Origin of the sequence: Pseudomonas spirodelae, assembly GCF_034653255.1 — a bacterium.
Classification (GTDB): Bacteria; Pseudomonadota; Gammaproteobacteria; order Pseudomonadales; family Pseudomonadaceae; genus Aquipseudomonas; species Aquipseudomonas spirodelae.
Genome location: NZ_JAYEET010000057.1, coordinates 1 through 21,952 on the forward strand (window position 1 = coordinate 1; position 21,952 = coordinate 21,952).

Consider the following 21,952-nt stretch of genomic DNA (forward strand, 5'->3'; position numbering starts at 1 on the left):
CAACTGGTGACACTGTTCGCGCTGTCGAATCTGTGGATGGCGCGCAGACATTTACTGACGAATGCGGGAGAGGTGCGCCTGTAATGCGGGGAATGGCTGCCGCGAGGTGCTTGCGGCGGCTAAAAACACAGAAATAAGCGGGTGATCTGATCGCTTTTGATCGATTTGCCGCTTTCAAAATCGGCGGAGGCTGAAGTTAGCCAGAAATACATGACTACTTCAGACCATCCTTAGGTTGTTCGCGCAGCCATGCCTGGTGACAAGCTTTGCAATACAACCTATTAAATCCTCTATTCCAGGCAAGCACAGTTCTCTCGTCGTGACTGGAGACTGCACGGCATTTTGAACATGAAAATAATTTGTTTTCAGGCTGTTTCTTTCTATTTAATGAGAAAAATAAAACTACTAAAAATATTGTGCCAGGCACTAAGGAAGACTCTGGCGCACCTGTTCTTATGAATAGGCCTAGTGAGACGACAAGAAGTGCAACCAAAATAAAGTAGGCAAAATAATCTAGCGCATCCTTCGTAACGGGTTTCGTAACTATTCTTTTAGAAGTGCTTGGGTTTGCAAGTGATACACCTTCAAGTAGCACATGGGTTGCTTTGAGGCGACCTTGGGAGTCTTTGGCTGCTTCAAAAATAACCACATCACCAACTTCAGGTTTGCGCGCTGCCTTTTTGACACTTGAAATGTGGAAGAAAACTTGTTCGCTTTTACCTTCAGGAGTGATGAAGCCGAAGCCTTTGTCATCTTTCCATGAAACTATTTTCCCTTTCATTCTTGTGGTGCTCTCGTTTTTGATGGTGTTCTTAAAGTTTACTAATAGTCTTTTTTAGAGCGTCCCAGTGAGCGAAGCGAACGATTTGAAACATTTGTTATGCTTTTACTTCCCAGCGCTTACCTGTTTGGTCTATGACAAATGCCTTTGATACAGCGTATGGTTCTTCTCCGCGATTAAGAAAAATATTAAAATTTCGCTCTGACTTTGGCGGCAAAGCTTCGATATTTGAAGTCGAAGATTCTTCCATGTATTGCCCCTTAACTACATGTGCAGTTCGCTCTGTACCGGACTGAGTTACAATACCGACTTTAGCCAATGGGGCATTGATGCTGCCACTGTTTCTAACAGTCACGGTATAAAACTCAACCATGCTAGGCCCATGCCATGCTTCTTTGTTTTTGGTTTCCTCTAGAGTGCGAAGATTTTCTACTTGCTGATGGTGTGCAGCACAGGACAAAACTAAACTAATGTGTTCTTTTTTGCGGCTATGCCGATATGAAAGATAGTTGATGAGTAGAGCAAACGAGCCAGTAACAGCACCAAGTAACGCAAGCCAGTTCTGAGTGAGCCAACTTTCCACTTTACCTCCGAATGCCTAACTATTAATTAAGCGACATGCTGTCGCATAACGTCGAAAAGAGCGTCGTATAGCGCTCCCTATTTATCTGTAAATACTGCGCAGACTAACTATTTAGTCTGCACGCACGAGATTGCGATGGGTAAACGCGACATGAGTTACATGCACATTACTGGTGCGCAAGGCGTTGTGTCCACGGGTGGTGGTGCTGTGGTGGCGGGACGGCGTGCCGATATGTGCTTGACCTTGCCACAATGGCAAGGCTGAAGGTGAGGGTGAGTCAACAACCACTGCCCTTTAAGGAGCACGCGATGATTACTTTCGACGTACAAGGCATGACCTGCGGACATTGCATAAAGGCGATTACCCAAGCAGTGCTGGCCGTGGATGCAGCTGCCAAGGTGCAGGTCGACCTGCCGTCACAGCGGGTACAAATTGAGTCGGTTGCCGGCGAGGCGGAACTCAGCCAGGCCATTGTGCAGGCGGGCTATAGCCCGGTTTTATTGACTGGCGAGCCGGCCATCAGTACGCCGGCCAAGAAGGCCGGTGGCTGCTGCTGTAGCTGAGCCGGGGCAACGCCGTGCATTGATATTGATCAATACGCGCCGATGACACAGACGTAGATTTACGACCTAATCATTGGAGGTTCGCATGAACACTAAACAGCTTATCGCCACCCTGGCATTCACCTTTGTGGCCGGTGCGCAGGCCGCGACGCCTGCTATGCCGGGCCAGCAGGCGGCTGATGGCGCTGCTGCAGTTGTGGCGCCACAGTTCGACGCTGGTAAATTCGATCAGCACATCAAGGCGATGCAGGCCATACACCAACAATTTATGGCAGCCCGTACACCTGAAGAACGTGATGCGTTACGTCAAACCGGCATGGCTGCCATGCAGGATGGCATGACGATGATGAAGCAGATGCCTATGGGGGGCGACATGCCTATGGGCAAGCATATGGGTGGCATGGGCATGGCCAACGGTATGCCGATGGACTGCGCCGGCGCGGACCGGCGCACGGAGATGATGGACATGATGATGAAGCTGATGAATGACCAGCAGCTGCCGGCCAAGCAGTAAGGCCGAGCACTCAAGCATATGACTGGGCGAGGAGTGCCCAGTCAGGGGCAGGGCGGGCGAGGCTGAGCTAGAGGCCCTTGCCCAACATCTGCCCGTTGATGGTTTTGCCGTATAAGTTGACGCCGTCATTGGCGTGGTACTTGTCGCGGGTTTTCTCGACTGAACCATCGATCAAACGCGGGTCTTGCGGGCGTTCGTGGCTGTTCATAAAGGCGGCCACATGCCAGGCATCCTCATCGGACAAGGTGCCGCCTTTGCCCAGCGGCATGTTCTCTTTGATGAACGCTGCGGCGGTGTTGATCCGGTGCATACCGGCGCCCCAGTTGAACGAGTCTGCCCCCCACAGTGGGGGGAGCACGTAATCCTCGCCGGCTTTCTGCCCCTCGCCATTCTTGCCGTGACATACCGCGCACTGTGCTGCGTAAACCTTCTCGCCTTGGGCAAGGTCGAATCCGCCCTTGGGCTCTGGCACTGATGGATAGGCGCGGCCTGGCAGCTCTTGCCCGGTGGGTGCGCCGGTTGCAAGCCAATAGGAGTAGGCGGTGAGCGCGGCGATCACCGGGCCGTTGGCTTCAGGGGCTTTGCCGTTCATGCTGAATTGAAAGCAGCCCTGTAAACGCTCGGTGTAGCTGTTGACCTTGTCGTTTTTCTTACGGTACGCCGGGTACATGGTGTACGCCGCCCAAAGCGGCGCAGAGTTGGCTTTGCGGCCCTGCTCCAGGTGGCAGTTGGTGCAGGCCAAGCTATTACCTACATAGTCTGGCGCGTGTGTTTTAGTGTCGACGAAGATGGCGCGGCCTTGCTGTACCAGCTTGCCAAAGGCGTTATCTTCAAGCTGGCTTTCCAGCGGTGGCTGGAAGGCCGCGTTGCTGGCAGGAACCGCTGCGGCGGTGGTGATTTGTGATTGATCATCCATGGCGATGTCCGCTGCATGCGCTGGGGTGGCCAGTGCGATTAGCAACAAGGCGCTTGTGGGGGCGTTCATTGGCCGGCTCCTGTTTCGGTCAGGGTGGCGAAGTACTGCGACACGGCATTGACCTCGTCTTGGCTGAGGCTGCGGGCGATGTGCCCCATCAGGTCGTTGGGGTCATTCTTGCGAGTGCCTTGCTGCCAAGCGACGAGCTGCGCAGACAGGTACTGGGCGGACTGCCCGACAAGGGGCGGAAAGGTCTCGCCAACGCCTACACCGCTTGGCCCGTGGCAAGACACGCACTCAGGAATATTGCGCTCCCAGGCACCACGCAATGCAAGCACGGCGCCTAACTCTGCCGCCGGCGCGGCGCGGCTAATGCGCTCGACCTGTGGTGACGGCTTGTTGGCGAGCAGCGCCGTTACCGCGTCTGCTTCTTCGGCAGTCAAGGCGGCTGCTATCGGTTGCATGATCGGGTTGGCGCGTGCGCCGGAAGCAAAATCAGCCAGCTGTTTTTTCAGATAACCGGCGGACAGGCCAGCCAGCCGCGGGAACCCGGCAGCGGCCAGGCCTTCACCCTCGGCACCATGGCAGGTGACGCAGGCCATCGCCGCCGGGTTGCTACCGCCTTTGCTATAGACAGTGGCCGCATCGGCTGCGTGGGTAGGCAGCGCTAGCGCCAGAAGCAGCCCGGCAAAGGGCCAGTGAGCGAGGTTCATGTAGCCTCCACATGATATTCAGGTAACGGCACTGGGCTGCTTGGTCGTGGATTAACACTTCGCGCAGAGCGCCCGATAAGTGATTTCAGCGGCTTGGTGCTCGAACACCTTGCGATTGCTGCAGGGCGCTCACTCAAGCAAGCGGCGTCCGGGTTGCTTTAGGCCGTGTATTTACCTTAGACGAGATGCAGCGCCCGACTTAAGTTTGCGGGCGCCGTGTGTCGTGTCAGCAACAGCCGAGCATTGACCGTTCCTGTCACGTAGCCTCGCACAAGTGGGTCATGGGCCTGCTGCGTATTATTTGTCGCAGCGTTAACGGCAAACGCATAGGCGATATATGCGGGCGTCGGCTTGCGCTGTGATCAGCAGATCCGGACGAGAGGCGGGGGGATGTATGGCGGCGGATGTGGGGTTGCAGAATTCGGCGGCAAGATGGTGCTCGCTTATCGCCGCGAGCAAGTAGCTGTTTTGCGCCAGAGTGTTCTGGCATCTGCCTCGGTTGGTAGGCGTTGCGCCTGGTCTACAGCCGCTGCAGGCAGCGGCTATTTCAACCATTAGGGCGATACAGTATTGCTTCAGCCGTTGCTCTGATCGGTGTTCACGGACGCGTCAGCCTGTTCCTGCTTGGCGGCCTGGAACGCTTGCAGCGATGCTTCGCGGGCTTGTTCCATACGTGCGAAGGTGCGATCAGAGCCGCCTTCGGCCATGGCCAGGCTGGAGACACTTAGAGCAGCCAGTACGAGAAGGGTGTTCAGCGATTTCATTTAGGTATTCCTCATTGTTTCGGTAAGCCCCTGCTAACAGCGGGCGTTGAGTGTTGCGTTCGAAACAAGATTAACCAGGGCACCCCGTCAGTAAGCTGAAGCTGGGGTTACATTTTCGTAATCCTGCGCATGCTTGCTGAGTGCGCTCATGCAGGGGGCATTTGTCGGGTATGTATGGGCTTAGCTCGGCCAGCGTCACGGCACGCGGCCTGATAAAGACCGGGCTAATGGCGGCAGTCAGGCAGCGTTCGCGTTATCCTGAGCGGCCTTTCTTGTGTTGAAGCCTGGCCATGCTGGTTATTTCCAACAGCGTTCATCTCCCCGATGACGAAATCGAACTGACGGCCATCCGTGCCCAGGGCGCGGGCGGGCAGAACGTCAATAAGGTCTCCAGCGCGATGCATTTGCGCTTCGACAGCCAGGCGTCATCCTTACCGCCGTTCTACAAGGAGCGTTTGCTGACGCTGCGCGACAGCCGTATCACCGCCGAGGGTGTGGTGATCATCAAAGCCCAGCAGTACCGCACCCAGGAGCAGAACCGCGCCGATGCCCTGGAACGCCTCGCCGAGCTGATCCGTAACGCCGGCAAAACCGAGAAAGTCCGCCGCCCGACCAAGCCTACCCTGGGCTCGAAAAAGCGCCGCCTGGAAGGTAAAACCAAGCACGGGGCGATCAAGGCTGGTAGAGGGAAAGTCGATTTCTAAACGTTGCGCCTGAGCGGCAGGGCTTTCGTTGCATGGCACGCGGCATTGCATCTTCGGCACTGCCAGGGCCTTTGCAAGGCGAACCTCGCTGGCCGGGTGGGGTCTGCTTTAAAGGGTGGACGCTGCTGTACCTGGGCTAATCTACCTGTGACCGATGCATAACGACTGTTAACGCAAAGGAGTAAGCAGATGAAAATTCATGCCTATTTAACCTTCGATGGCCAATGCGAGGCGGCGTTTAAATTCTATGCCGATTGCCTGAACGGAAGCCTGGAGTTGATGCGTTTCGGTGAGGGCCCGGAGGCAGGCAGTGTTCCAGCGCAATTCCACGATCGGGTCATGCATGTGAGCCTCGCCGTGGGTGATCAGCTGCTGATGGCGTCCGACACCTGCCCAGGCATGGGCACGCCGTATGAGGGCATCAAGGGCTGTTCGATTTCTCTGCAGGTGGAGAACGTGCCCGAGGCCGAGCGCCTGTACGAAGCGCTGTCTGCCCAGGGCTCGGTGCAGATGGAGCTGCAGCCAACGTTTTGGGCCACGCGGTTTGCCCTGTTCACGGACCGCTTTGGCGTGTCTTGGATGATCAATTGCAACATTGATGCGCAGATGGGCTAAGCCACTAAGCCAATACGCAACAGCCCGGCCATGGGCCGGGCTGTTTGCATACAGGCTCAGTTCAAACGACTAAGCCCAGTGCGCGGTCGAGCTTTTCTTCCGGGTCGCTGACGGCCGCAAGGAACTCATCGCCCCAGCGGCGGATATCGTTATAGCTGACGATATCGAACAGTTCACGCAGGCGATCCTGGGCTTCCGCCTTGGGCATGTTGAGTGCCACATAGCAGGTTTGCACCATATCCATGGGGTCGTGCGGGTTGGTCAGTAGCGCGCCTTTGAGCTCAGCGGCCGCGCCGGCAAACTCCGACAGTACCAGTACGCCACGCCCACCGAGCAAGCCTTGGGCGGCGACGAATTCCTTGGCCACCAGGTTAAGGCCGTCGCGCAGTGGGGTAATCCACATCACATCGGCCATGGCATACCAGGCGCTGACTTCTTCGAATGGCAGGCTGCGGAAGAAGAACTGCAGCGGCGTCCAGCCGATGCGCGCGAAGCGGCCGTTAATCCGGCCCACGGCTTGCTCGATTTGTCCTTGCAGTTCGTCGTAGATGGTCATTTCTTTGGCCGCCGGGACGCAGACCGTGACCAGGGTGACTTTGCCCAGCAGCTCCGGGTTTTCTTCCAGCAAGCGCTCGTAGGCGTTGAGTTTTTCCAGGATGCCTTTGGTGTAGTCGAGGCGCTCGACCGAGAGAATCAGTTTGACTCCGCTCAGCTCGGTACGCAGGCGCTCCATCATGTCCTTGATCTTAGGTGACTCCAGGGCGCTGCTGACCCGGTTGATGTCCAAGCCCACCGGGTGCGCGCCGAGTTTGACCACCCGCGTACCGGTGTCCACGGCCGTGGTCATGCGCTCCAGGCCCACGGCGCAGCCATAGGTGATAAAGCGCGGGGCGCAGTTCTGCCGGCTGATGGTTTGCAGCGGCATCACGCCGCGCGCGGCATCGACGAAGTTCTCCACCTGACGCGGGATGTGGAAGCCGATGTAGTCGCACTGCAGCAGGCTGCCAATGATCTGCCGGCGCCACGGCAGCACGTTGAACACATCGGCCGAAGGGAAGTAAGTGTGGTGGAAAAAGGCGATGCGCAGGTCGGGACGCAGTTCGCGCAAGTAGCCCGGCACCATCCACAGGTTGTAATCATGCAGCCACACGGTAGCGCCTTCGGCAGCTTCCAGCGCGGTGCGTTCGGCAAAGGCGCGGTTGACCTTGAGGAATACTTGCCAGTCGTCTTCGCGGAACTGTGCACGCTCCCAGAAAGTGTGCAGGGTTGGCCAGAAGGCCTCTTTGGAGAAGCGTTTGTAGAAGATGTCGACTTCTTCTTTGCTCAACGCCACCCGTGCAGCGGTCAGCGTGGGGTAGCGTTCGGCATCCACGGTGGTGTGGCTTTCAAAGGTTTCGCCGCCGGCAGCGTCATGTTCGGCCCAGGCCACCCAAGAGCCCGCACGGCCATCGCCGAAAAAACTCAGCAGGGTTGGGATAATGCCGTTGGGTGAGGTCGGGCGGCGGCGTTGCAACTTGCCATCCTTGCCGCGGTACTCCTCATAGGGCAGGCGGTGGTAAACCATCACCAGATCCGCTTTGCCGGGTTCAGCGACTTGTTTGCCCTCGGCGGCGATGCCTTGTTTACCGAGAAAGCCAAAATGCACAAAGGCTTCGAGGATGCCACCGCAACCGGCGCGCTCGGCATGCAGCACGCGTGAGTACTGACGCGTGGCTTGCAGCAAGCCGTCTTCGGATTCGCCAACGCATACGCCCTTGAACTGCCCGCTGAGCATGCTCAGGTCGTTCAAGGTGTCGCCGGCGGTCAGCACCTGGTCATGGTCCAGTTCCAACCAGTCGATCAGTGCTTGCAGGCTGCTGCCCTTGTTGACGCCTTTGGGCAGGAAGTCCAGATAACGCTCGGCGGAATACAGCAGGTCGCAGCCCAGGCTTTCGGCGATTTTCAGCAGTTCCGGGTTGCCGGCTTCTTCAGGGCTGCAGAAGTAGGAGCAGCGGCGCACTTGCGGCACGTCCTGGCGCTCTAGGGCCAGGTGTTCGATGGCGCTGGCGACCTGGCTGTCGCCGGGCCAGAGCGCATCTACCGCGCTTTGCAAGGGTTGGATTGGCTGCAAGGTGTCGCCATGCACCAGGCTGGCGCCGACATCGGAGATGATGAAGTCAGGTTGCGGCAAGGTGGGGTCAGCCAGCAGGGGCAAAACCGATTCCAGGCTGCGCCCGGTGACATAGGCCAGACGAATTTCTGGGTGGGCGGCAATGGTCTGATAGAGGCTCAGACGATCCTTGGGATCGCCGCCGAGAAAGGTTCCATCGAGATCGGTGGCAAGTAACATGCGCTGTCTTCCTGTCCAGTTAAGTGGGTGCAGTGACGCGCCGACATAGGCCGACGAGCTGTGTGGGGCGAATGCGCAATGCTGCGTTCGCCTCTTCTTTTTATCCCGGCGTCTGCGGCGCCGGGTTATGCGGTTCCTCGTTAGAGTCTGTGGCATCTGTTGCTGGTGCGTCGGGCATTAGCTCAAGCACCGTATGACTGGTCCGTAGCATAGGCATGAAGTGCCCAGCGGGTGCGCTGACCAGATCGCTGACATGGCGCAGGCGGTACAGCGTGTAAGCCGCGAGCAGGCCGAGGGTTACCGCGAAATACAGCGGCAGCGCCTTGGCGCCCAGATGCTGCATCAACAGGCCCGCAAGCAGCGGCCCGCAGACCGAACCGATGCCGTTAACCATTAGCAAACTGCTGGAACCGGCGAGAACTTCATCGCTGTGCAACTGGTCGATCAGTTGCGCCACGGCAATCGGGTAGATGGCAAAGGTCAGCCCGCCCCAGATAAACATCAGCCCGAGCAGCAATGAACCTGCCGGCAACAGGCTCATCAGCAGGGCCACCACGACTGACAGCGTGACGACCCAGAGCAACACCACGCGGCGGTCGTGTTTGTCGGAGTAGATGCCAATGGGCCATTGCAGCAGTGCGCCGCCGAGAATGCTGCTACTCATCAGCAGGCCCACGCCTGTCGCATCAAAGCCATTCAAGCTGGCATACACCGGTGCCATGCCCCAGAACGCACCCAGCGCTAAGCCGGATAAGCCTGCTGCGGCGATGGCCAGCGGTGCAATGCCGACAATCTGGCGCAGGTTGGTGTGCAGGGTCTCGGGTACGCTGGGCTGGATTTGGCGGGTCAGGGTAATGGGCATCAAGGCCGCGCTGATCAGCATGGCAGCCAGCACGAACAGCACGAAGTCAGTTGGCGATGCTAGGTTCAGCAACTGCTGCGCGGCGGCGAGTGCGCCGAGGTTGACCGCCATGTACACCGCGAACACTTGGCCACGCTTGTCGTTCGGCACCTGGGCGTTAAGCCAGCTCTCGATCACCATGTACAGGCTGACCAGCGCCAGGCCGTAAAGCACGCGTAAACCCAGCCAAACCCAGGGGTCGACGATCAGTACATGCAGCAGGGCGGTGATGGCAGCCAGTGCGGCGCAAAAGGCAAACGCACGGATATGCCCAACGCGGCGAACCAGCGGAATCGCTAGCCAGGTGCCAAGGAGAAAACCGACAAAGTACCCAGACATAATCAGCCCGAGCATCGAGGTGGAGTAGCCTTCGGCGACGCCACGCAGGGTCAGTAGAGTGTTAAGCAGGCCATTGCCGAGGAGGAGTAATGCCACCCCCCCCAGCAACGAGCTGATTGGGGCAATTAAGGACCACATAGCGACCTACCCTAAGCAAAACAGCCACGCATGGCAAATCACAGGCGGCGTTTAGGAAGGTGTACTTGGTTTTTAAGTTATTGTTTTAATTGATTTTATTTTCGTATATGAGCGTGCTAATTATTTTTCAGCGGCGGTTTTCCTAGGTACTGCCAGCAACGCAACAGGTTCTTGGAGGTCGTTGTTCTGGTTAATGCGTTCGATCAACTGGTTAATGGCCTCACGCTCACGGCTGTTATGCAGGCAGTGGTCCGCGGTTTCTTGGACGCTGTGAACATGCTTGAGTAAATCTGTTTTTTGCTGCGCGCGTAGGGGATGGTAAAGCAGGTTTTTGTAAGCCTGTAGCAACCCGAACAGCACACTGGCATCTGCCCGGCCGTAGTTACGAATAGGGCCAAAAACCAGCAGCAGCAATTCATCCAGCGACAATTCGTAATGGAACAGGCGCGGCGGCTCATCATCCAGCAGCGCGAAATCCAAGTCGGGTAAAGCCAAGCGTTTGCTCAATAACACGCTGAGTAAATCGATGGCGGTGAGCGCGGTACCTGGGTCGTTGATCCCTGGACTGAGTGCCTTGACGGCGATTTCAGAGATTTGCGTGCAGCCAAACAGGTAATGGGCGTGGGCGTACTCTTCGATAAAAAAGTCGAAGCAGTCGAGCAGGGCGCTGGATATGTCCTCATCCACTTGCCGATCCAACTTGAATAGTGGGCGACCACTCGTCACGAAGAAACCATGGTGGATCATTACCGTCATGCGCAGGTCGTGTTCAATCAATAGGGTGTTGATTGCGTTGATATTGAGTTCTTTGAAGTACCCATTGCGCTGGGCGCGAACCTGTTGCCATTGCTGGTCATCGGGCCAGCTGGGGATTGTATCGACGCTGGCCAATTTGGCTTCGCGTGCGGCGAGCTTCTTCAGGGTGGTCTGGTAGAGGTTGTTGAGGATGTATTCGACTTGAATCGAGCGGGAAATCGAGTGGATAAAGTGAACAAACAGGCCAAGGCAGGCGATGCCCATGCCCAGTGCTATCAGCACCCCAAGGCTGGGCACCTGGCTGGAGTTACCTTGCTCGATGCTGGTGATCAGTAACAGCGAATAGAGAATGGTGCCGAGATAGAAACCCAGAGTTTTCTGGTGCCCCTTGTCACTGATTAGGCCCGGTAGCACACGGGGTGAGAGGGCGGCGGATGCGTTATTCAGCACCACCATAACCATGGAGAAGCTAAAAACGGTCAACGACAGGATGCCCCCTACCAGGGTGCTGAGTATCAAACGGGCATTTTCGGCGTTGCGCACCAGGCCCACATCGACGTTGCGCTTGAGAGACATCAGCCAGGGCTGATACTCGATACTCATGACTAGCAGGCACAGGCCAAAAAAGCCCACGGCGATCAGCGTTGGATAGAGTGCCAGGCTGTGCAGGGTGCGTTGGTACACGCGAAACACGATATTAGAAAGGCGGGACACAGGCATCTCGAGATGATGGGTGTGCCCCGACTATAGCAAGCCTGGGTTTGTGTGCAGTGGCTTGAGGCCGAGCGCTTTGGTTAAGGCGCTCGGTGGCGCTTTAGTCCAGGCATACGCGGGCGATGGCATTGGCCAACTGGTCGAGGCGATTGGCATCCAACCCCGCCATATTGGCCCGGCCGCTGCCGACCATGTACACACTGAATTCATCACGTAGGCGCTGCACCTGCTGGGCGCTAAGGCCAGTGTAGGAGAACATCCCGCGTTGTTGGTTGATGTGCGCGAAGCGCTCGGCCAGCCCATGGGCTTGTAATGCTTCAACCAGGCCCGCGCGCAGGCTGACAATCCGCTGCCGCATGCTGTCCAGTTCGTCCATCCACAGCGTATGCAGCTCGCTGTCGGCGAGAATGTTGGCGACCACGGCCGCGCCATGGGCGGGCGGCGTAGACCACAGGTTGCGCGCCAGAAACGCCAGTTGGCTGCGCACATCCTGCAGTTTTACCGGCGTTTCGGCGCAGACGATCAACGCGCCCGTGCGTTCGCGGTACAGGCCGAAGTTTTTCGAGCAAGAACTGGTGATTAACAGCTCAGGCAACTCAGCCGCAAACAGGCGCACAGCGAAGGCATCCTGCTCCAGGCCGTCGCCAAAGCCCTGGTAGGCGAAATCGATTAATGGCAACAGCTCGCGCGCCTTGACCACCGCCAGCACGCGCATCCAGTCGTCTGCTGTGAGGTCGAACCCGGTGGGGTTGTGGCAACAGGCATGCAGCAGCACCACATCGCCTTTCGGTACATGGCTGAGGGCGGCGAGCATGGCCTCGACATTCAGCTGGTTGTCCGCGCCCACATAGGGGTAATGGCCGACGCGTAAACCGGCGGCAGCAAAAATGCTTTCGTGGATCGGCCAGGTCGGGTCGCTCAGCCAGATGCCGCGGCCCGGCAGGCAGTGAGCAATAAACTCCGCGCTCAGGCGCAGCGCGCCAGTGCCGCCAGGGGTTTGCGTGGCCGCTGCACGGTCTTCCAGTAAGGGATTGTCTGCACCCAGCACCAGCTGGCTCAGCAGCCTGCCGAACAGTGCGTCGCCATGACCGCCGATGTAGCTTTTAGTGGCTTCGCTTTGTTGCAGCGTTAGCTCTGCCAGCTTGACCGCCTGAGGTATGGGCGTCAGGCCATGGGCATCCTTGTAGACACCCACACCCAGGTCGAGCTTGGCGGGGTTGCGGTCGGCGCGGTAGGCGTCCATCAGGCCGAGAATGGGGTCCCCCGGCACTCGGGCAATGTGCTGGAAATGGCTCACTTGCGGCCCTCGGCACTGGCGGCCAGCACATCAGTGCGCGCGGCCATAATAAAGTCGTTGCGGTGCAGGCCACGCATTTCATGGCTCCACCAGGTCACGGTGACTTTGCCCCATTCGGTGAGCAGCGCCGGGTGGTGGCCGACTTCTTCAGCAATGGCCCCTACGGCGTTGGTAAAGGCCAGGGCATGACGGAAGTTCTTGAATAGGTAAACCCGCTCCAACTCCATGTGGTCGTCGCGTACTTCGATGTTCCAATCGGGGATCTCACGGATCAGTTCGGCCAATTCGTCATCGCTGACCTTCGGCGCATCGGCACGGCAGGCTTCGCATTGGGCTTGGGCAAGGGACATGAGGTTTCTCCTGGGGCAAAGGTGGGCCGTAGGATGGGGGGGCGGCGGTCTGTTGAGCATCGCTCGACCTGCGCGGCCCGACCCATCCTACAAAGGTTAGGCAGCTCTTGGCGCAAATTTTGGGGCGTGCAAGCCCTGGCGCATGGCCTGCCGGACCATGCTCATGATGTCTTCATGGGCCAGTTCGAACAGGCGCTTGAGCTCCGGCAGGACGAAGTACACAGGCTGCAGAATGTCGATGCGATAAGGCGTGCGCATCGCCTCGATGGGGTCAAAGGCCTGTTGCTCAGGTTTATTGGACAAGCAATACACGGTTTCTTTCGGAGAGGAGAGAATACCGCCGCCGTAAATCCTGCGGCCCTGGCTGGTGTCGAGCAGGCCGAACTCGATGGTCAGCCAGTACAGCCGCGCCAGGTAGACGCGCTCTTCCTTACTGGCGGCCAGGCCGAGCTTGCCGTAGGTGTGGGTGAACTCGGCAAACCATGGGTTGGTCAGCAGCGGGCAGTGGCCAAAGATCTCGTGGAAGATGTCCGGTTCCTGCAGGTAGTCCAGCTCCTCTGGCGTGCGGATAAAGGTGGCTACCGGGAATTGCTTGCTGGCCAGTAACTCAAAAAAGGTCTGAAACGGAATCAACGCCGGCACCCGCGCCACCTGCCAGCCGGTGCTGGCGTGCAACACCTGATTGATTTCACCCAGTTGCGGGATGCGCTCATGGGGCAGGCCGAGCTGTTCGATGCCGTCCAGGTATTCCTGGCAGGCACGGTCCTCGATTACCTTGAGCTGGCGGGTGATCAGGGTATTCCACACCTGATGCTCAGCTTCCGGGTAAGCAATAAAACCACTGTCATCCGGTTCGCGCGCTGTGTAGTGCGTGCTCTTCATTGCAGTCTCCTGCTGGGGCTTTGTTGTTGTATTTGAGCTAGAAATACCGCGCTTGGTGCCCGGGCGCAGCGCTTTGGCGCGCGCGGCACGGGTTTAGGGTGATTTTCTGTAAAGAATTGATTACGTGGCTGCCGGCGTGGCGAACTATCGTCTTGCTGCTGCGCTGATCTGTCACATATTCTTGACGAACAATCCGCCGCCAGCGTTGATTCTTTTGCGCAGCGGTCTAATAAGAAGCCTGATCAGAGCCCTGCCATGCGTATCAAAGTCCATTGTCAGAACCGAATTGGCATCCTGCGCGACATCCTCAACCTGCTGGTCGAATACGGGATTAACGTCGCCCGAGGGGAGGTGGGCGGCGAGCAGGGCAATGCCATCTACCTGCACTGCCCGAACCTGATCAACCTGCAGTTCCAGTCGCTGCGGTCCAAATTTGAGGCCATTGCCGGGGTGTTTGGGGTGAAACGTGTGGGGTTGATGCCCAGCGAGCGGCGACACCTGGAGTTGAACGCCTTGCTCGGCGCGCTGGATTTTCCGGTGTTGTCCATCGACATGGGCGGCTCGATTGTCGCCGCCAACCGCAGCGCCGCGCAGCTGTTGGGCGTGCGGGTGGATGAAGTGCCGGGCATTGCGCTGTCGCGCTACGCCGAGGATTTCGACCTGCCCGAACTGGTGCGCAGCAATAAATCGCGGATCAATGGCCTGCGCGTGAAGATTAAAGGCGATGTGTTTCTCGCAGACATCGCGCCGCTGCAAACCGAGCACGATGAAAGCGACGCCCTCGCGGGTGCAGTGTTGACGTTGCACCGGGCGGACCGGGTTGGTGAGCGCATCTACAACGTGCGCAAGCAGGAGTTGCGCGGTTTCGACAGTATTTTCCAAAGCTCCAAGGTGATGGCCGCGGTGGTTCGCGAGGCGCGGCGCATGGCCCCGCTGGATGCGCCGCTGTTGATTGAGGGCGAAACCGGCACGGGTAAAGAGCTGCTGGCGCGTGCATGCCACCTGGCCAGCCCGCGTGGGCAGTCGCCCTTTATGGCGCTTAATTGCGCCGGGTTGCCGGAGTCCATGGCCGAGACTGAGCTGTTTGGCTACGGCCCCGGAGCCTTCGAAGGCGCGCGCCCAGAAGGCAAGCTCGGCCTGCTGGAACTGACGGCCGGTGGCACGCTGTTTCTCGATGGCGTGGGCGAGATGAGCCCGCGCTTGCAGGCTAAGCTGCTGCGCTTTTTGCAGGATGGCTGCTTCCGCCGGGTCGGCAGTGACGAGGAGGTTTATCTGGATGTGCGGGTGATGTGCGCCACCCAGGTTGATCTGTCAGAGCTGTGCACCAAGGGCGAATTCCGGCAGGACCTCTATCACCGGCTTAACGTACTGAGCCTGCACATTCCGCCGCTGCGCGAATGTCTGGACGGCTTGCCGCCCTTGGTTGAGCATTTTCTCGATCAGGCCAGCCGGCAAATAAGTTGCCCGCTGCCCACGCTTGCGCCTGCTGTGCTGGACAAACTCAGCCATTACCATTGGCCGGGCAATGTGCGTCAGCTGGAGAACGTGCTGTTTCAGGCCGTATCGCTGTGTGACGGCGGCATGGTCAAGGCCGAGCATATCCGCCTGCCGGACTATGGCGCGCCGCAGCCGCTGGGTGAGTTCTCAGTTGAAGGCGGGCTGGATGAGATTCTCGGGCGTTTCGAGAAGGCTGTGTTGGAGCGCTTGTTTCACGATCACCCCAGTAGCCGCCAGCTGGGTAAGCGCCTCGGTGTTTCACACACCACCATCGCCAACAAGCTGCGCCAGCATGGATTGGGGAAGGACTAGTGCGTTCAAGGCAGCGATGTGCCGCGCCAGGCTGATAGGACGCGTTGGCGCATCACCTGGCGATCTTGCAGGGTGCTGATTGCCTGTTCTGCCAAATTGATCCAGTAACTGTCCACGCGGGCTTGGTGGATTGAGGTGTGGGCCGCCAGCTCGGCCCATGCCGGCGGCAACCCTTTGCCGGTAAAACCGCCGGGCTTATCGACGGCCAGGTAACGCACACGGGGTATGCCCGCCAGCAAGATACGGCCATAGCACATTAGGCAGGGCTGCAAACTTACGTACAGCGTGAGAACGCTGCGGTCTTGCTGTGGGTGCTCGGCCTCCAGCTGGTCGAGCAGCTGCATCTCAGCATGCCCGGCACTGTTGTAATGGCCATCGACAAACACCTGGTTGCGTGCACTGCACAGCAACTCGTGCGCCTGGTTAACCAGCACGGCACCTACACCATAACAACCGTGTTCCACCGCCAGAATCGCCTGTTCGCAGCACAGTCTGGCCCAGGTGTCGGCGGGCTTTTGGCTGCGCGGGGCATGGTGCAGTAGGGCGGCATGCTGTTCGTTCATCGCGGCGTCCGTGGCATGTGCTGTGTTGGCCGTTACAGCTTAGCTGTGGCTGGTAATAGATGAGGCCAGTAGAGCGTTAGGCGCACGAAGGTTATAGGCTTTGTAAAGACTTGCTGGTGCAGAGCAACGCCAAGGCATTAGCGCTAGAGTGTGCTGACGGATCGGGTCAATGTAACTGCAGTAAGGATTGCTATGCCAAGTTTGAACCGCAGCGATGCCCAACAACGTGCCGACGATATCGGCGTGTTTAACCGTGAGTTGGCACGCCTAGAAGCTGAGCAGGTGTTATGCCTGAGCGACAGTCAGCGCGCCAACCTGCAGGAATACCAGCAGCAATTGCTTGATCGCTACCGGGCCGCTTTTGATATCGATCACGACACTCAAACCCGCCAACTGTCGCTGGGTATGCGCATTGCGTCGTTTCTGGGCGCATTAACGTTGGCGGCCAGTGTGTTTTTTCTGTTCTACCAGTTCTGGGGCTTTTTCATCACGGCGGGGCAGGTGGCGGTTCTGTTAACGGCGAGCATTGCTTCGTTTGGCTTGACGCTGTGGGTACGGCATCGTGATGGCGCCGGATATTTCAGCAAACTGGCGGCCTTGGTGGCGTTTACCTGTTTTGTGCTGAACATCGTCATGCTCGGGCAAATCTTCAATATCACCCCTTCGGCTAATGCGCTGTTGCCTTGGGCACTCTATGCGCTGTTGCTGGCGTATGCCTGTGGTACTAGCCTGTTGTTGGCTGTTGGGCTGAGTTGTTTGCTGGCATTTTTCGCCATGCGCATCGGCAGTTGGGATGGCATCTACTGGCTGGGTTTTGCTCAGCGCCCGGAGAGTTTTATTGCCCCGGCGCTGCTGATCTTTGCGCTGCCGTTGTGGCTCGATCAACGCCGTTTTGATGGTTTTGCGCTGATTTACCGGGTTATCGGCCTGCTCGGGGTGTTCCTGCCCGTATTGCTATTGGCGCATTGGGGCAACGGCAGTTACTTCGACTTTCCGCCTGAGTACATCGAGAGCGCTTACCAGTTCGCGGGTTTTATTCTGGCGGCCTTGTTTATTTGGCTGGGCGTACGCCGTGAGTGGCCGGATACGGTGAATACTGGGCTGATGTTCTTTGTGCTTTTCCTCTACAGCAAACTGTTCGACTGGTGGTGGGAGAGCATGCCCAAGTACCTGTTTTTCCTGATGCTGGGCCTGTGTGCGGTATTGATTTTGTTGGTGCTGCGGCGCTTGCGTAGTCGCCATGGCTTGTTGGGAGGTGCGCATTGAAGGGCTTTCGTCCGCGATACCTGATTGCTGGCCTGGCGTTGATTGGCCTGGTGAACGCCATCATCCTGGCGAGTGTGGCTTGGAACCGCCAACCACCGGCGCAGAGCCAATTGCTGTTATCCGAGCGCGAGTTGGGCAGCACCCACACCTATTGGCGTAAGGACAACAGCAGCCTTGCGCTGCGCCTGGATTATCGCTGGCCCAGTCAGGCCGATAATGAGCAATACGGCTTGTCGATCAGTGCTGAAAAGATGGCGGCGCTGGGTTTCCAGGTGCCCGCGCAGGTGAGTGAGGCGGCAGTAAGCCGCTATCGCCGTCAGCTGGACCGCGAGGCGCTGCTGGTGCTGGAGCTTGATGGCCCGGCCTTGCAACGCGAGGTGGAGTTAGTGCGGGCAGCACATGCTGCAGCCCTGCGTCTGCAAGCGTCCGTACCGGACAGTAAAGAGCTGCAGGATGCGGCAAAGAACGCCGGCAATGCTCTGGAATATGAGCAGCAGCGTGCCAGCCGGCTGCTGGTCGTGGACGTTGGCGCTGATCAGCAGGCGTTGCGTGCGCGTTATCCGGATCGGCAGCGATACGCCATCGTGCGTGGCATTGTCGAGGCGCGAGTCAGCAGCGTGGTCAGTGAGTGGACGGGAGAAGGCCAGGATCCGCGCCCGCAAAGCCAGCGTGTTACCTGGCTGTTGGGTGGTTCGGCAAGTACCCCGGGGCTGCACAGTCTTAACCTGCCGAGACGCTGGCATGCGACGTTCGACAGTTTGCCCCAGCAGGACGAGTTGTCTGGTATGGATTATCCGGCTGATCAGCCGCGCTTTACTGCCAGTGTCGCTTTTGGCCGGCGTCTAGAGCCTTGGTTTGTTGAGGTGAGCGTGCCTACGACCAAGGTGCAATAGCTGGGCGCGCGGTTTCGGGGGAGACTGGATGCATTCAAATTCTGCGTGATTTGAATTCAAGCGTTTCTCCATTCCTCCCCCGGAATGATTTGGGTGGCGACCTGTTTAGGTCGCTTTTTTTTGCCCGCAAAAAAGCTCCGGCCAGCCCGTGAGACTATCGTCTTAGAGCGTTAAGACCATGGTCGAATGGCCCTGCAGTGGCGTGCTGGCTACAAAATGGGGCATAGAACAACAACTACCCACCGAGGTGTTTCTAATGAGTGCTGCGTCCTTGTATCCCGTGTCCCCTGAGGCGGCGGCCCAGTCGCTGACTGACGAGGCGACTTATAAAGCCATGTACCAGCAGTCGGTGATCAACCCCGATGGTTTCTGGCGCGAGCAGGCTCAGCGCCTGGACTGGATCAAGCCGTTTACTCAAGTCAAGCAAACCTCTTTTGACGATCACCGTGTCGACATCAAGTGGTTTGCCGATGGCACCTTGAACGTTTCCTACAACTGCCTGGACCGTCATTTGGCCGAGCGCGGTGATCAGGTGGCGATTATCTGGGAAGGCGATGATCCGTCTGAAAGCCGCAACATCACCTACCGCGAGTTGCATGAAGAAGTCTGCAAACTGGCCAACGCCCTGCGCGGCCAGGATGTGCATCGCGGCGACGTGGTAACCATCTATATGCCGATGATCCCCGAAGCCGTAGTCGCCATGCTGGCCTGTACCCGCATCGGTGCCATTCACTCGGTGGTGTTCGGCGGTTTCTCTCCAGAAGCGCTGGCGGGGCGCATTATCGATTGCCAGTCCAAGGTGGTGATCACCGCTGACGAAGGCCTGCGTGGCGGCAAGAAGGTTGCACTCAAGGCCAACGTTGACGACGCCCTGACCAACCCTGAGACGCGCAGCATTCAGAAGGTCATCGTGGTCAAGCGCACCGGTTCCGAGATCAAGTGGAACCAGCATCGCGATATCTGGTACGACGACCTGATGAAAGTGGCTGGCAGCGTTTGCGCGCCCAAAGAAATGGGTGCTGAAGAAGCGCTGTTTATCCTCTATACCTCCGGCTCGACTGGTAAGCCTAAAGGCGTACTGCACACCACCGGCGGCTACCTGCTGTATGCCGCACTGACCCATGAACGGGTATTCGACTACAAGCCGGGCGACGTTTACTGGTGCACCGCCGACGTTGGCTGGGTCACGGGCCACAGCTATATCGTCTACGGCCCGCTGGCTAACGGCGCGACCACTCTGATGTTTGAAGGCATCCCGAATTATCCCGATGTGACCCGTGTGTCGAAGATCATCGACAAGCACAAGGTCAACATCCTCTACACCGCGCCGACTGCAATTCGCGCCATGATGGCCCAGGGCGATGCTGCCGTTGAGGGCGCTGATGGTTCCAGCCTGCGTCTGCTTGGCTCGGTGGGCGAGCCGATCAATCCTGAAGCGTGGCACTGGTACTACGAGAAGGTAGGCCAGTCGCGCTGCCCGATCGTTGACACCTGGTGGCAGACCGAAACGGGTGGTTTCATGATTACCCCGTTGCCGGGTGCCACAGCGCTCAAACCCGGCTCGGCGACTCGTCCGTTCTTCGGTGTGGTGCCAGCCTTGGTCGATAACTTGGGCAACATCATCGAGGGCCCGGCCGAGGGTAACTTAGTGATCCTCGATTCCTGGCCGGGTCAGTCGCGCACTTTGTATGGCGACCACGACCGCTTCGTCGATACCTACTTCAAGACCTTCAAAGGCATGTACTTCACCGGTGACGGTGCTCGTCGCGACGAAGACGGCTACTGGTGGATCACCGGCCGGGTGGATGACGTGCTCAACGTTTCCGGTCACCGCATGGGCACCGCCGAAGTGGAGAGCGCCATGGTCGCTCACCCGAAAGTCGCCGAAGCCGCAGTGGTCGGTGTGCCGCACGACATCAAGGGCCAGGGCATCTACGTTTACGTGACCTTGAACCAGGGGCAGGAGCCGTCCGAGCAGCTGCGACAAGAACTTAAGAATTGGGTGCGTAAGGAAATTGGCCCAATTGCTACACCGGACGTTATTCAGTGGGCCCCAGGCCTGCCGAAAACGCGTTCGGGTAAGATCATGCGCCGTATCCTGCGCAAGATCGCTACCGCCGAATACGATGGACTCGGCGATATCTCCACGCTGGCCGATCCTGGCGTGGTGCAGCACCTCATTGACACCCACCGCCAGATGCAGGCTGCCTAACAGCCGTTAAAGCACCTGCAAGCAACGCCCTGTTTCGGCCACAAGCCGGGCAGGGCGTTGTGCTTTCTGGTCGAAAATCAGTGCAAAGTCGCAGTGATCGATTTTCATCTGGGTAGCCGACTGTCACCCTGGCGTAACACCGCGCACTTTTATGAGGTGTGCGGGAACGTTTTGCGCCAAAATGGCGCGCCGCTACTGCGCTAGAGAAGATAAAATGTGTGGCCAGGTCGCCAAAATAAGGGCCTGAATAAAATGCGGCGCGCTAATTGCTTTACAAACAGGTTTGCTATCTTTCTGTCCCCATGTTTTTTCGGGGCTGTCAATATCCCCGCGGTGCTTGTTCGGGTCTTTTGTAATTACTTGTCGCATTGAAGAAATATCGACTTTCGAGCTGTCGCTAGAATGCCGCTCACTCGGCTGAGGCCGTCTGAGCACTGTGCACTGCGCAGCTTGACGCCGACTCACTACAATTTATGCAGCCTGAATGCGCCACAACAGGCACGGTCAATGTCCGGCCTGCTGTTTGATACCCCTTAAAGCCATACCCATTCGAAGGAGTCATAAGATGAAGAAGATTGCACTTCTCGGCGCACTGGCGCTGTCCATGCTGTCGCCGCTGGCCATGGCTGAAGAGGCTAAGCCTCTGCGTATTGGTATCGAAGCGGCTTACCCGCCGTTTGCTTTCAAAACTCCAGAAGGTGCCATTAGCGGTTTTGACTACGACATCGGCGTCGCCCTGTGCGAAGAGATGAAAGTTGAATGCAAGTGGATCGAGCAGGAGTTCGACGGCCTGATCCCGGCACTGAAAGTGCGCAAGTTTGATGCCGTGCTGTCGTCCATGTCGATTACTGACGATCGCAAGAAGTCCGTAGATTTCACCGGTAAGTACTACGCCACTCCGGCCAAGCTGGCGATGAAAGCCGGTACCGAGATGAAAGACCCTGCGGTAGATCTCAAAGGCAAGAAGATTGGCGTGCAGCGCTCCTCTGTTTACGACCGTTTTGCCACGGATGTATTTGCGGCGGCAGGTGCCGAGATCGTGCGTTACAGCTCGCAGAACGAAATCTTCCTCGATCTGAACTCTGGCCGCCTGGATGCCACCCTGGCTGACTCGGTGAATATCGACGACGGCTTCCTGAAAACTGACGCCGGTAAAGGCTTTGCGTTTGTTGGCCCGGATTTCACCGACGTCAAATACTTCGGCGAAGGTCAGGGCATTGCCGTGCGCAAGGGCGACAAAGCACTGGCTGACAAGATCAGCGCTGCCATTCTGGCCATCCGTGCCAACGGCAAGTACAAGGAAATGCAGGACAAGTACTTTGACTTCAACGTCTACGGCGACTGATTGAG

22 protein-coding genes are annotated in these 21,952 nt (G+C 58.0%); 10 read left to right on the forward strand and 12 right to left on the reverse strand.

Annotation, left to right across the window (positions count from 1 at the left end):
* Window positions 1-214 precede the first annotated feature (214 nt).
* The gene (locus SOP97_RS19010) at window positions 215-781 is read right to left on the reverse strand and encodes a cold shock domain-containing protein (protein ID WP_322950482.1); all 567 of its coding nucleotides are present in this window, start codon (window positions 779-781) and stop codon (window positions 215-217) included.
* Between the two features lie 97 nt (window positions 782-878).
* The gene (locus tag SOP97_RS19015; protein WP_322950483.1) at window positions 879-1,364 is read right to left on the reverse strand and encodes a hypothetical protein; all 486 of its coding nucleotides are present in this window, start codon (window positions 1,362-1,364) and stop codon (window positions 879-881) included.
* Window positions 1,365-1,499: 135 nt separating this feature from the next.
* Here SOP97_RS19015 and SOP97_RS19020 point away from each other — a divergent pair, with 135 nt between their 5' ends.
* The 3 genes from SOP97_RS19020 to SOP97_RS19030 all read left to right on the forward strand — a co-directional run bounded on the left by SOP97_RS19020 (window position 1,500) and on the right by SOP97_RS19030 (window position 2,441).
* The gene (locus SOP97_RS19020) at window positions 1,500-1,628 is read left to right on the forward strand and encodes a hypothetical protein (RefSeq protein WP_322950484.1); all 129 of its coding nucleotides are present in this window, start codon (window positions 1,500-1,502) and stop codon (window positions 1,626-1,628) included.
* 44 nt (window positions 1,629-1,672) lie between these two features.
* On the forward strand, window positions 1,673-1,927 hold the full coding sequence (locus tag SOP97_RS19025) for a heavy-metal-associated domain-containing protein (protein WP_322950485.1): 255 nt from the start codon (window positions 1,673-1,675) through the stop codon (window positions 1,925-1,927).
* 85 nt (window positions 1,928-2,012) lie between these two features.
* Window positions 2,013-2,441, forward strand: coding sequence for a hypothetical protein (locus SOP97_RS19030; RefSeq protein WP_274088884.1), 429 nt, complete (start codon window positions 2,013-2,015; stop codon window positions 2,439-2,441).
* Between the two features lie 67 nt (window positions 2,442-2,508).
* Here SOP97_RS19030 and SOP97_RS19035 read toward each other — a convergent pair whose 3' ends face one another.
* The 3 genes from SOP97_RS19035 to SOP97_RS19045 form a co-directional block, all read right to left on the reverse strand.
* Window positions 2,509-3,426 carry a c-type cytochrome gene (locus SOP97_RS19035; protein WP_322950486.1) on the reverse strand — a complete coding sequence of 306 codons (918 nt, stop codon included), beginning with the start codon at window positions 3,424-3,426 and terminating at the stop codon, window positions 2,509-2,511.
* Window positions 3,423-4,070 (reverse strand): c-type cytochrome, encoded by a 648-nt coding sequence (locus tag SOP97_RS19040; protein WP_274088886.1) that lies wholly within the window; start codon window positions 4,068-4,070, stop codon window positions 3,423-3,425. The genes SOP97_RS19035 and SOP97_RS19040 overlap by 4 nt, the downstream gene beginning before the upstream one ends.
* Window positions 4,071-4,645: 575 nt before the next feature.
* Complete coding sequence (locus tag SOP97_RS19045) at window positions 4,646-4,834, reverse strand: co-regulatory protein PtrA N-terminal domain-containing protein (protein ID WP_274088887.1); 189 nt, start codon at window positions 4,832-4,834, stop codon at window positions 4,646-4,648.
* A 290-nt stretch (window positions 4,835-5,124) separates the two neighbouring features.
* Here SOP97_RS19045 and arfB point away from each other — a divergent pair, with 290 nt between their 5' ends.
* Both arfB and SOP97_RS19055 read left to right on the forward strand, forming a co-directional pair.
* Window positions 5,125-5,538, forward strand: coding sequence for an alternative ribosome rescue aminoacyl-tRNA hydrolase ArfB (gene arfB / locus SOP97_RS19050; RefSeq protein ID WP_274088888.1), 414 nt, complete (start codon window positions 5,125-5,127; stop codon window positions 5,536-5,538).
* A 189-nt stretch (window positions 5,539-5,727) separates the two neighbouring features.
* Entirely contained in the window at window positions 5,728-6,153 is a 426-nt protein-coding gene (locus tag SOP97_RS19055) for a VOC family protein (RefSeq protein WP_274088889.1), read from the forward strand.
* 61 nt (window positions 6,154-6,214) lie between these two features.
* Here the strand turns inward: SOP97_RS19055 and ggpS are convergent, their stop codons facing one another.
* The 6 genes from ggpS to phhA form a co-directional block, all read right to left on the reverse strand.
* Window positions 6,215-8,482: a glucosylglycerol-phosphate synthase gene (gene ggpS, locus SOP97_RS19060; protein ID WP_274088890.1), complete on the reverse strand. Its 2,268-nt coding sequence runs from the start codon at window positions 8,480-8,482 to the stop codon at window positions 6,215-6,217.
* Between the two features lie 100 nt (window positions 8,483-8,582).
* Window positions 8,583-9,860 carry an MFS transporter gene (locus tag SOP97_RS19065; RefSeq protein ID WP_274088891.1) on the reverse strand — a complete coding sequence of 426 codons (1,278 nt, stop codon included), beginning with the start codon at window positions 9,858-9,860 and terminating at the stop codon, window positions 8,583-8,585.
* Between the two features lie 120 nt (window positions 9,861-9,980).
* Window positions 9,981-11,330, reverse strand: coding sequence for a DUF2254 domain-containing protein (locus SOP97_RS19070; RefSeq protein WP_274088892.1), 1,350 nt, complete (start codon window positions 11,328-11,330; stop codon window positions 9,981-9,983).
* A gap of 100 nt (window positions 11,331-11,430) precedes the next feature.
* Window positions 11,431-12,627, reverse strand: coding sequence for an amino acid aminotransferase (locus SOP97_RS19075; protein ID WP_322950487.1), 1,197 nt, complete (start codon window positions 12,625-12,627; stop codon window positions 11,431-11,433).
* Window positions 12,624-12,977, reverse strand: a complete 354-nt coding sequence (locus SOP97_RS19080) for a 4a-hydroxytetrahydrobiopterin dehydratase (protein ID WP_322950488.1) — start codon at window positions 12,975-12,977, stop codon at window positions 12,624-12,626. Before SOP97_RS19080 ends, SOP97_RS19075 begins: the two co-directional genes overlap by 4 nt.
* Before the next feature lie 96 nt (window positions 12,978-13,073).
* Window positions 13,074-13,859, reverse strand: coding sequence for a phenylalanine 4-monooxygenase (gene phhA, locus SOP97_RS19085; protein ID WP_322950489.1), 786 nt, complete (start codon window positions 13,857-13,859; stop codon window positions 13,074-13,076).
* A 255-nt stretch (window positions 13,860-14,114) separates the two neighbouring features.
* Here phhA and SOP97_RS19090 point away from each other — a divergent pair, with 255 nt between their 5' ends.
* Window positions 14,115-15,668 (forward strand): sigma-54-dependent transcriptional regulator, encoded by a 1,554-nt coding sequence (locus SOP97_RS19090; RefSeq protein ID WP_322950490.1) that lies wholly within the window; start codon window positions 14,115-14,117, stop codon window positions 15,666-15,668.
* 5 nt (window positions 15,669-15,673) lie between these two features.
* Here the strand turns inward: SOP97_RS19090 and SOP97_RS19095 are convergent, their stop codons facing one another.
* Window positions 15,674-16,231, reverse strand: a complete 558-nt coding sequence (locus SOP97_RS19095; RefSeq protein WP_322950491.1) for a nucleoside deaminase — start codon at window positions 16,229-16,231, stop codon at window positions 15,674-15,676.
* A 192-nt stretch (window positions 16,232-16,423) separates the two neighbouring features.
* Here SOP97_RS19095 and SOP97_RS19100 point away from each other — a divergent pair, with 192 nt between their 5' ends.
* The 4 genes from SOP97_RS19100 to SOP97_RS19115 all read left to right on the forward strand — a co-directional run bounded on the left by SOP97_RS19100 (window position 16,424) and on the right by SOP97_RS19115 (window position 21,947).
* The gene (locus SOP97_RS19100; RefSeq protein WP_322950492.1) at window positions 16,424-17,497 is read left to right on the forward strand and encodes a DUF2157 domain-containing protein; all 1,074 of its coding nucleotides are present in this window, start codon (window positions 16,424-16,426) and stop codon (window positions 17,495-17,497) included.
* Window positions 17,494-18,390 (forward strand): DUF4824 family protein, encoded by an 897-nt coding sequence (locus tag SOP97_RS19105; RefSeq protein ID WP_322950493.1) that lies wholly within the window; start codon window positions 17,494-17,496, stop codon window positions 18,388-18,390. The genes SOP97_RS19100 and SOP97_RS19105 overlap by 4 nt, the downstream gene beginning before the upstream one ends.
* Before the next feature lie 256 nt (window positions 18,391-18,646).
* Window positions 18,647-20,602 carry an acetate--CoA ligase gene (gene acs / locus SOP97_RS19110; RefSeq protein ID WP_322950494.1) on the forward strand — a complete coding sequence of 652 codons (1,956 nt, stop codon included), beginning with the start codon at window positions 18,647-18,649 and terminating at the stop codon, window positions 20,600-20,602.
* A gap of 565 nt (window positions 20,603-21,167) precedes the next feature.
* On the forward strand, window positions 21,168-21,947 hold the full coding sequence (locus tag SOP97_RS19115) for an ABC transporter substrate-binding protein (protein WP_274088901.1): 780 nt from the start codon (window positions 21,168-21,170) through the stop codon (window positions 21,945-21,947).
* Window positions 21,948-21,952: the final 5 nt, after the last annotated feature.

What these genes read in the sequence shown, in the direction of transcription:
- acs (WP_322950494.1), top strand. Translation starts at nt 18,647, where the DNA reads ATGAGTGCTGCGTCCTTGTATCCCGTGTCCCCTGAGGCGGCGGCCCAG.
- SOP97_RS19055 (WP_274088889.1), top strand. Translation starts at nt 5,728, where the DNA reads ATGAAAATTCATGCCTATTTAACCTTCGATGGCCAATGCGAGGCGGCG.
- SOP97_RS19020 (WP_322950484.1), top strand. Translation starts at nt 1,500, where the DNA reads ATGGGTAAACGCGACATGAGTTACATGCACATTACTGGTGCGCAAGGC.
- SOP97_RS19095 (WP_322950491.1), bottom strand. Translation starts at nt 16,231, where the DNA reads ATGAACGAACAGCATGCCGCCCTACTGCACCATGCCCCGCGCAGCCAA.
- SOP97_RS19035 (WP_322950486.1), bottom strand. Translation starts at nt 3,426, where the DNA reads ATGAACGCCCCCACAAGCGCCTTGTTGCTAATCGCACTGGCCACCCCA.
- SOP97_RS19080 (WP_322950488.1), bottom strand. Translation starts at nt 12,977, where the DNA reads ATGTCCCTTGCCCAAGCCCAATGCGAAGCCTGCCGTGCCGATGCGCCG.
- arfB (WP_274088888.1), top strand. Translation starts at nt 5,125, where the DNA reads ATGCTGGTTATTTCCAACAGCGTTCATCTCCCCGATGACGAAATCGAA.
- SOP97_RS19100 (WP_322950492.1), top strand. Translation starts at nt 16,424, where the DNA reads ATGCCAAGTTTGAACCGCAGCGATGCCCAACAACGTGCCGACGATATC.
- SOP97_RS19045 (WP_274088887.1), bottom strand. Translation starts at nt 4,834, where the DNA reads ATGAAATCGCTGAACACCCTTCTCGTACTGGCTGCTCTAAGTGTCTCC.
- SOP97_RS19010 (WP_322950482.1), bottom strand. Translation starts at nt 781, where the DNA reads ATGAAAGGGAAAATAGTTTCATGGAAAGATGACAAAGGCTTCGGCTTC.
- phhA (WP_322950489.1), bottom strand. Translation starts at nt 13,859, where the DNA reads ATGAAGAGCACGCACTACACAGCGCGCGAACCGGATGACAGTGGTTTT.
- SOP97_RS19065 (WP_274088891.1), bottom strand. Translation starts at nt 9,860, where the DNA reads ATGTGGTCCTTAATTGCCCCAATCAGCTCGTTGCTGGGGGGGGTGGCA.
- ggpS (WP_274088890.1), bottom strand. Translation starts at nt 8,482, where the DNA reads ATGTTACTTGCCACCGATCTCGATGGAACCTTTCTCGGCGGCGATCCC.
- SOP97_RS19115 (WP_274088901.1), top strand. Translation starts at nt 21,168, where the DNA reads ATGAAGAAGATTGCACTTCTCGGCGCACTGGCGCTGTCCATGCTGTCG.
- SOP97_RS19090 (WP_322950490.1), top strand. Translation starts at nt 14,115, where the DNA reads ATGCGTATCAAAGTCCATTGTCAGAACCGAATTGGCATCCTGCGCGAC.
- SOP97_RS19040 (WP_274088886.1), bottom strand. Translation starts at nt 4,070, where the DNA reads ATGAACCTCGCTCACTGGCCCTTTGCCGGGCTGCTTCTGGCGCTAGCG.
- SOP97_RS19030 (WP_274088884.1), top strand. Translation starts at nt 2,013, where the DNA reads ATGAACACTAAACAGCTTATCGCCACCCTGGCATTCACCTTTGTGGCC.
- SOP97_RS19025 (WP_322950485.1), top strand. Translation starts at nt 1,673, where the DNA reads ATGATTACTTTCGACGTACAAGGCATGACCTGCGGACATTGCATAAAG.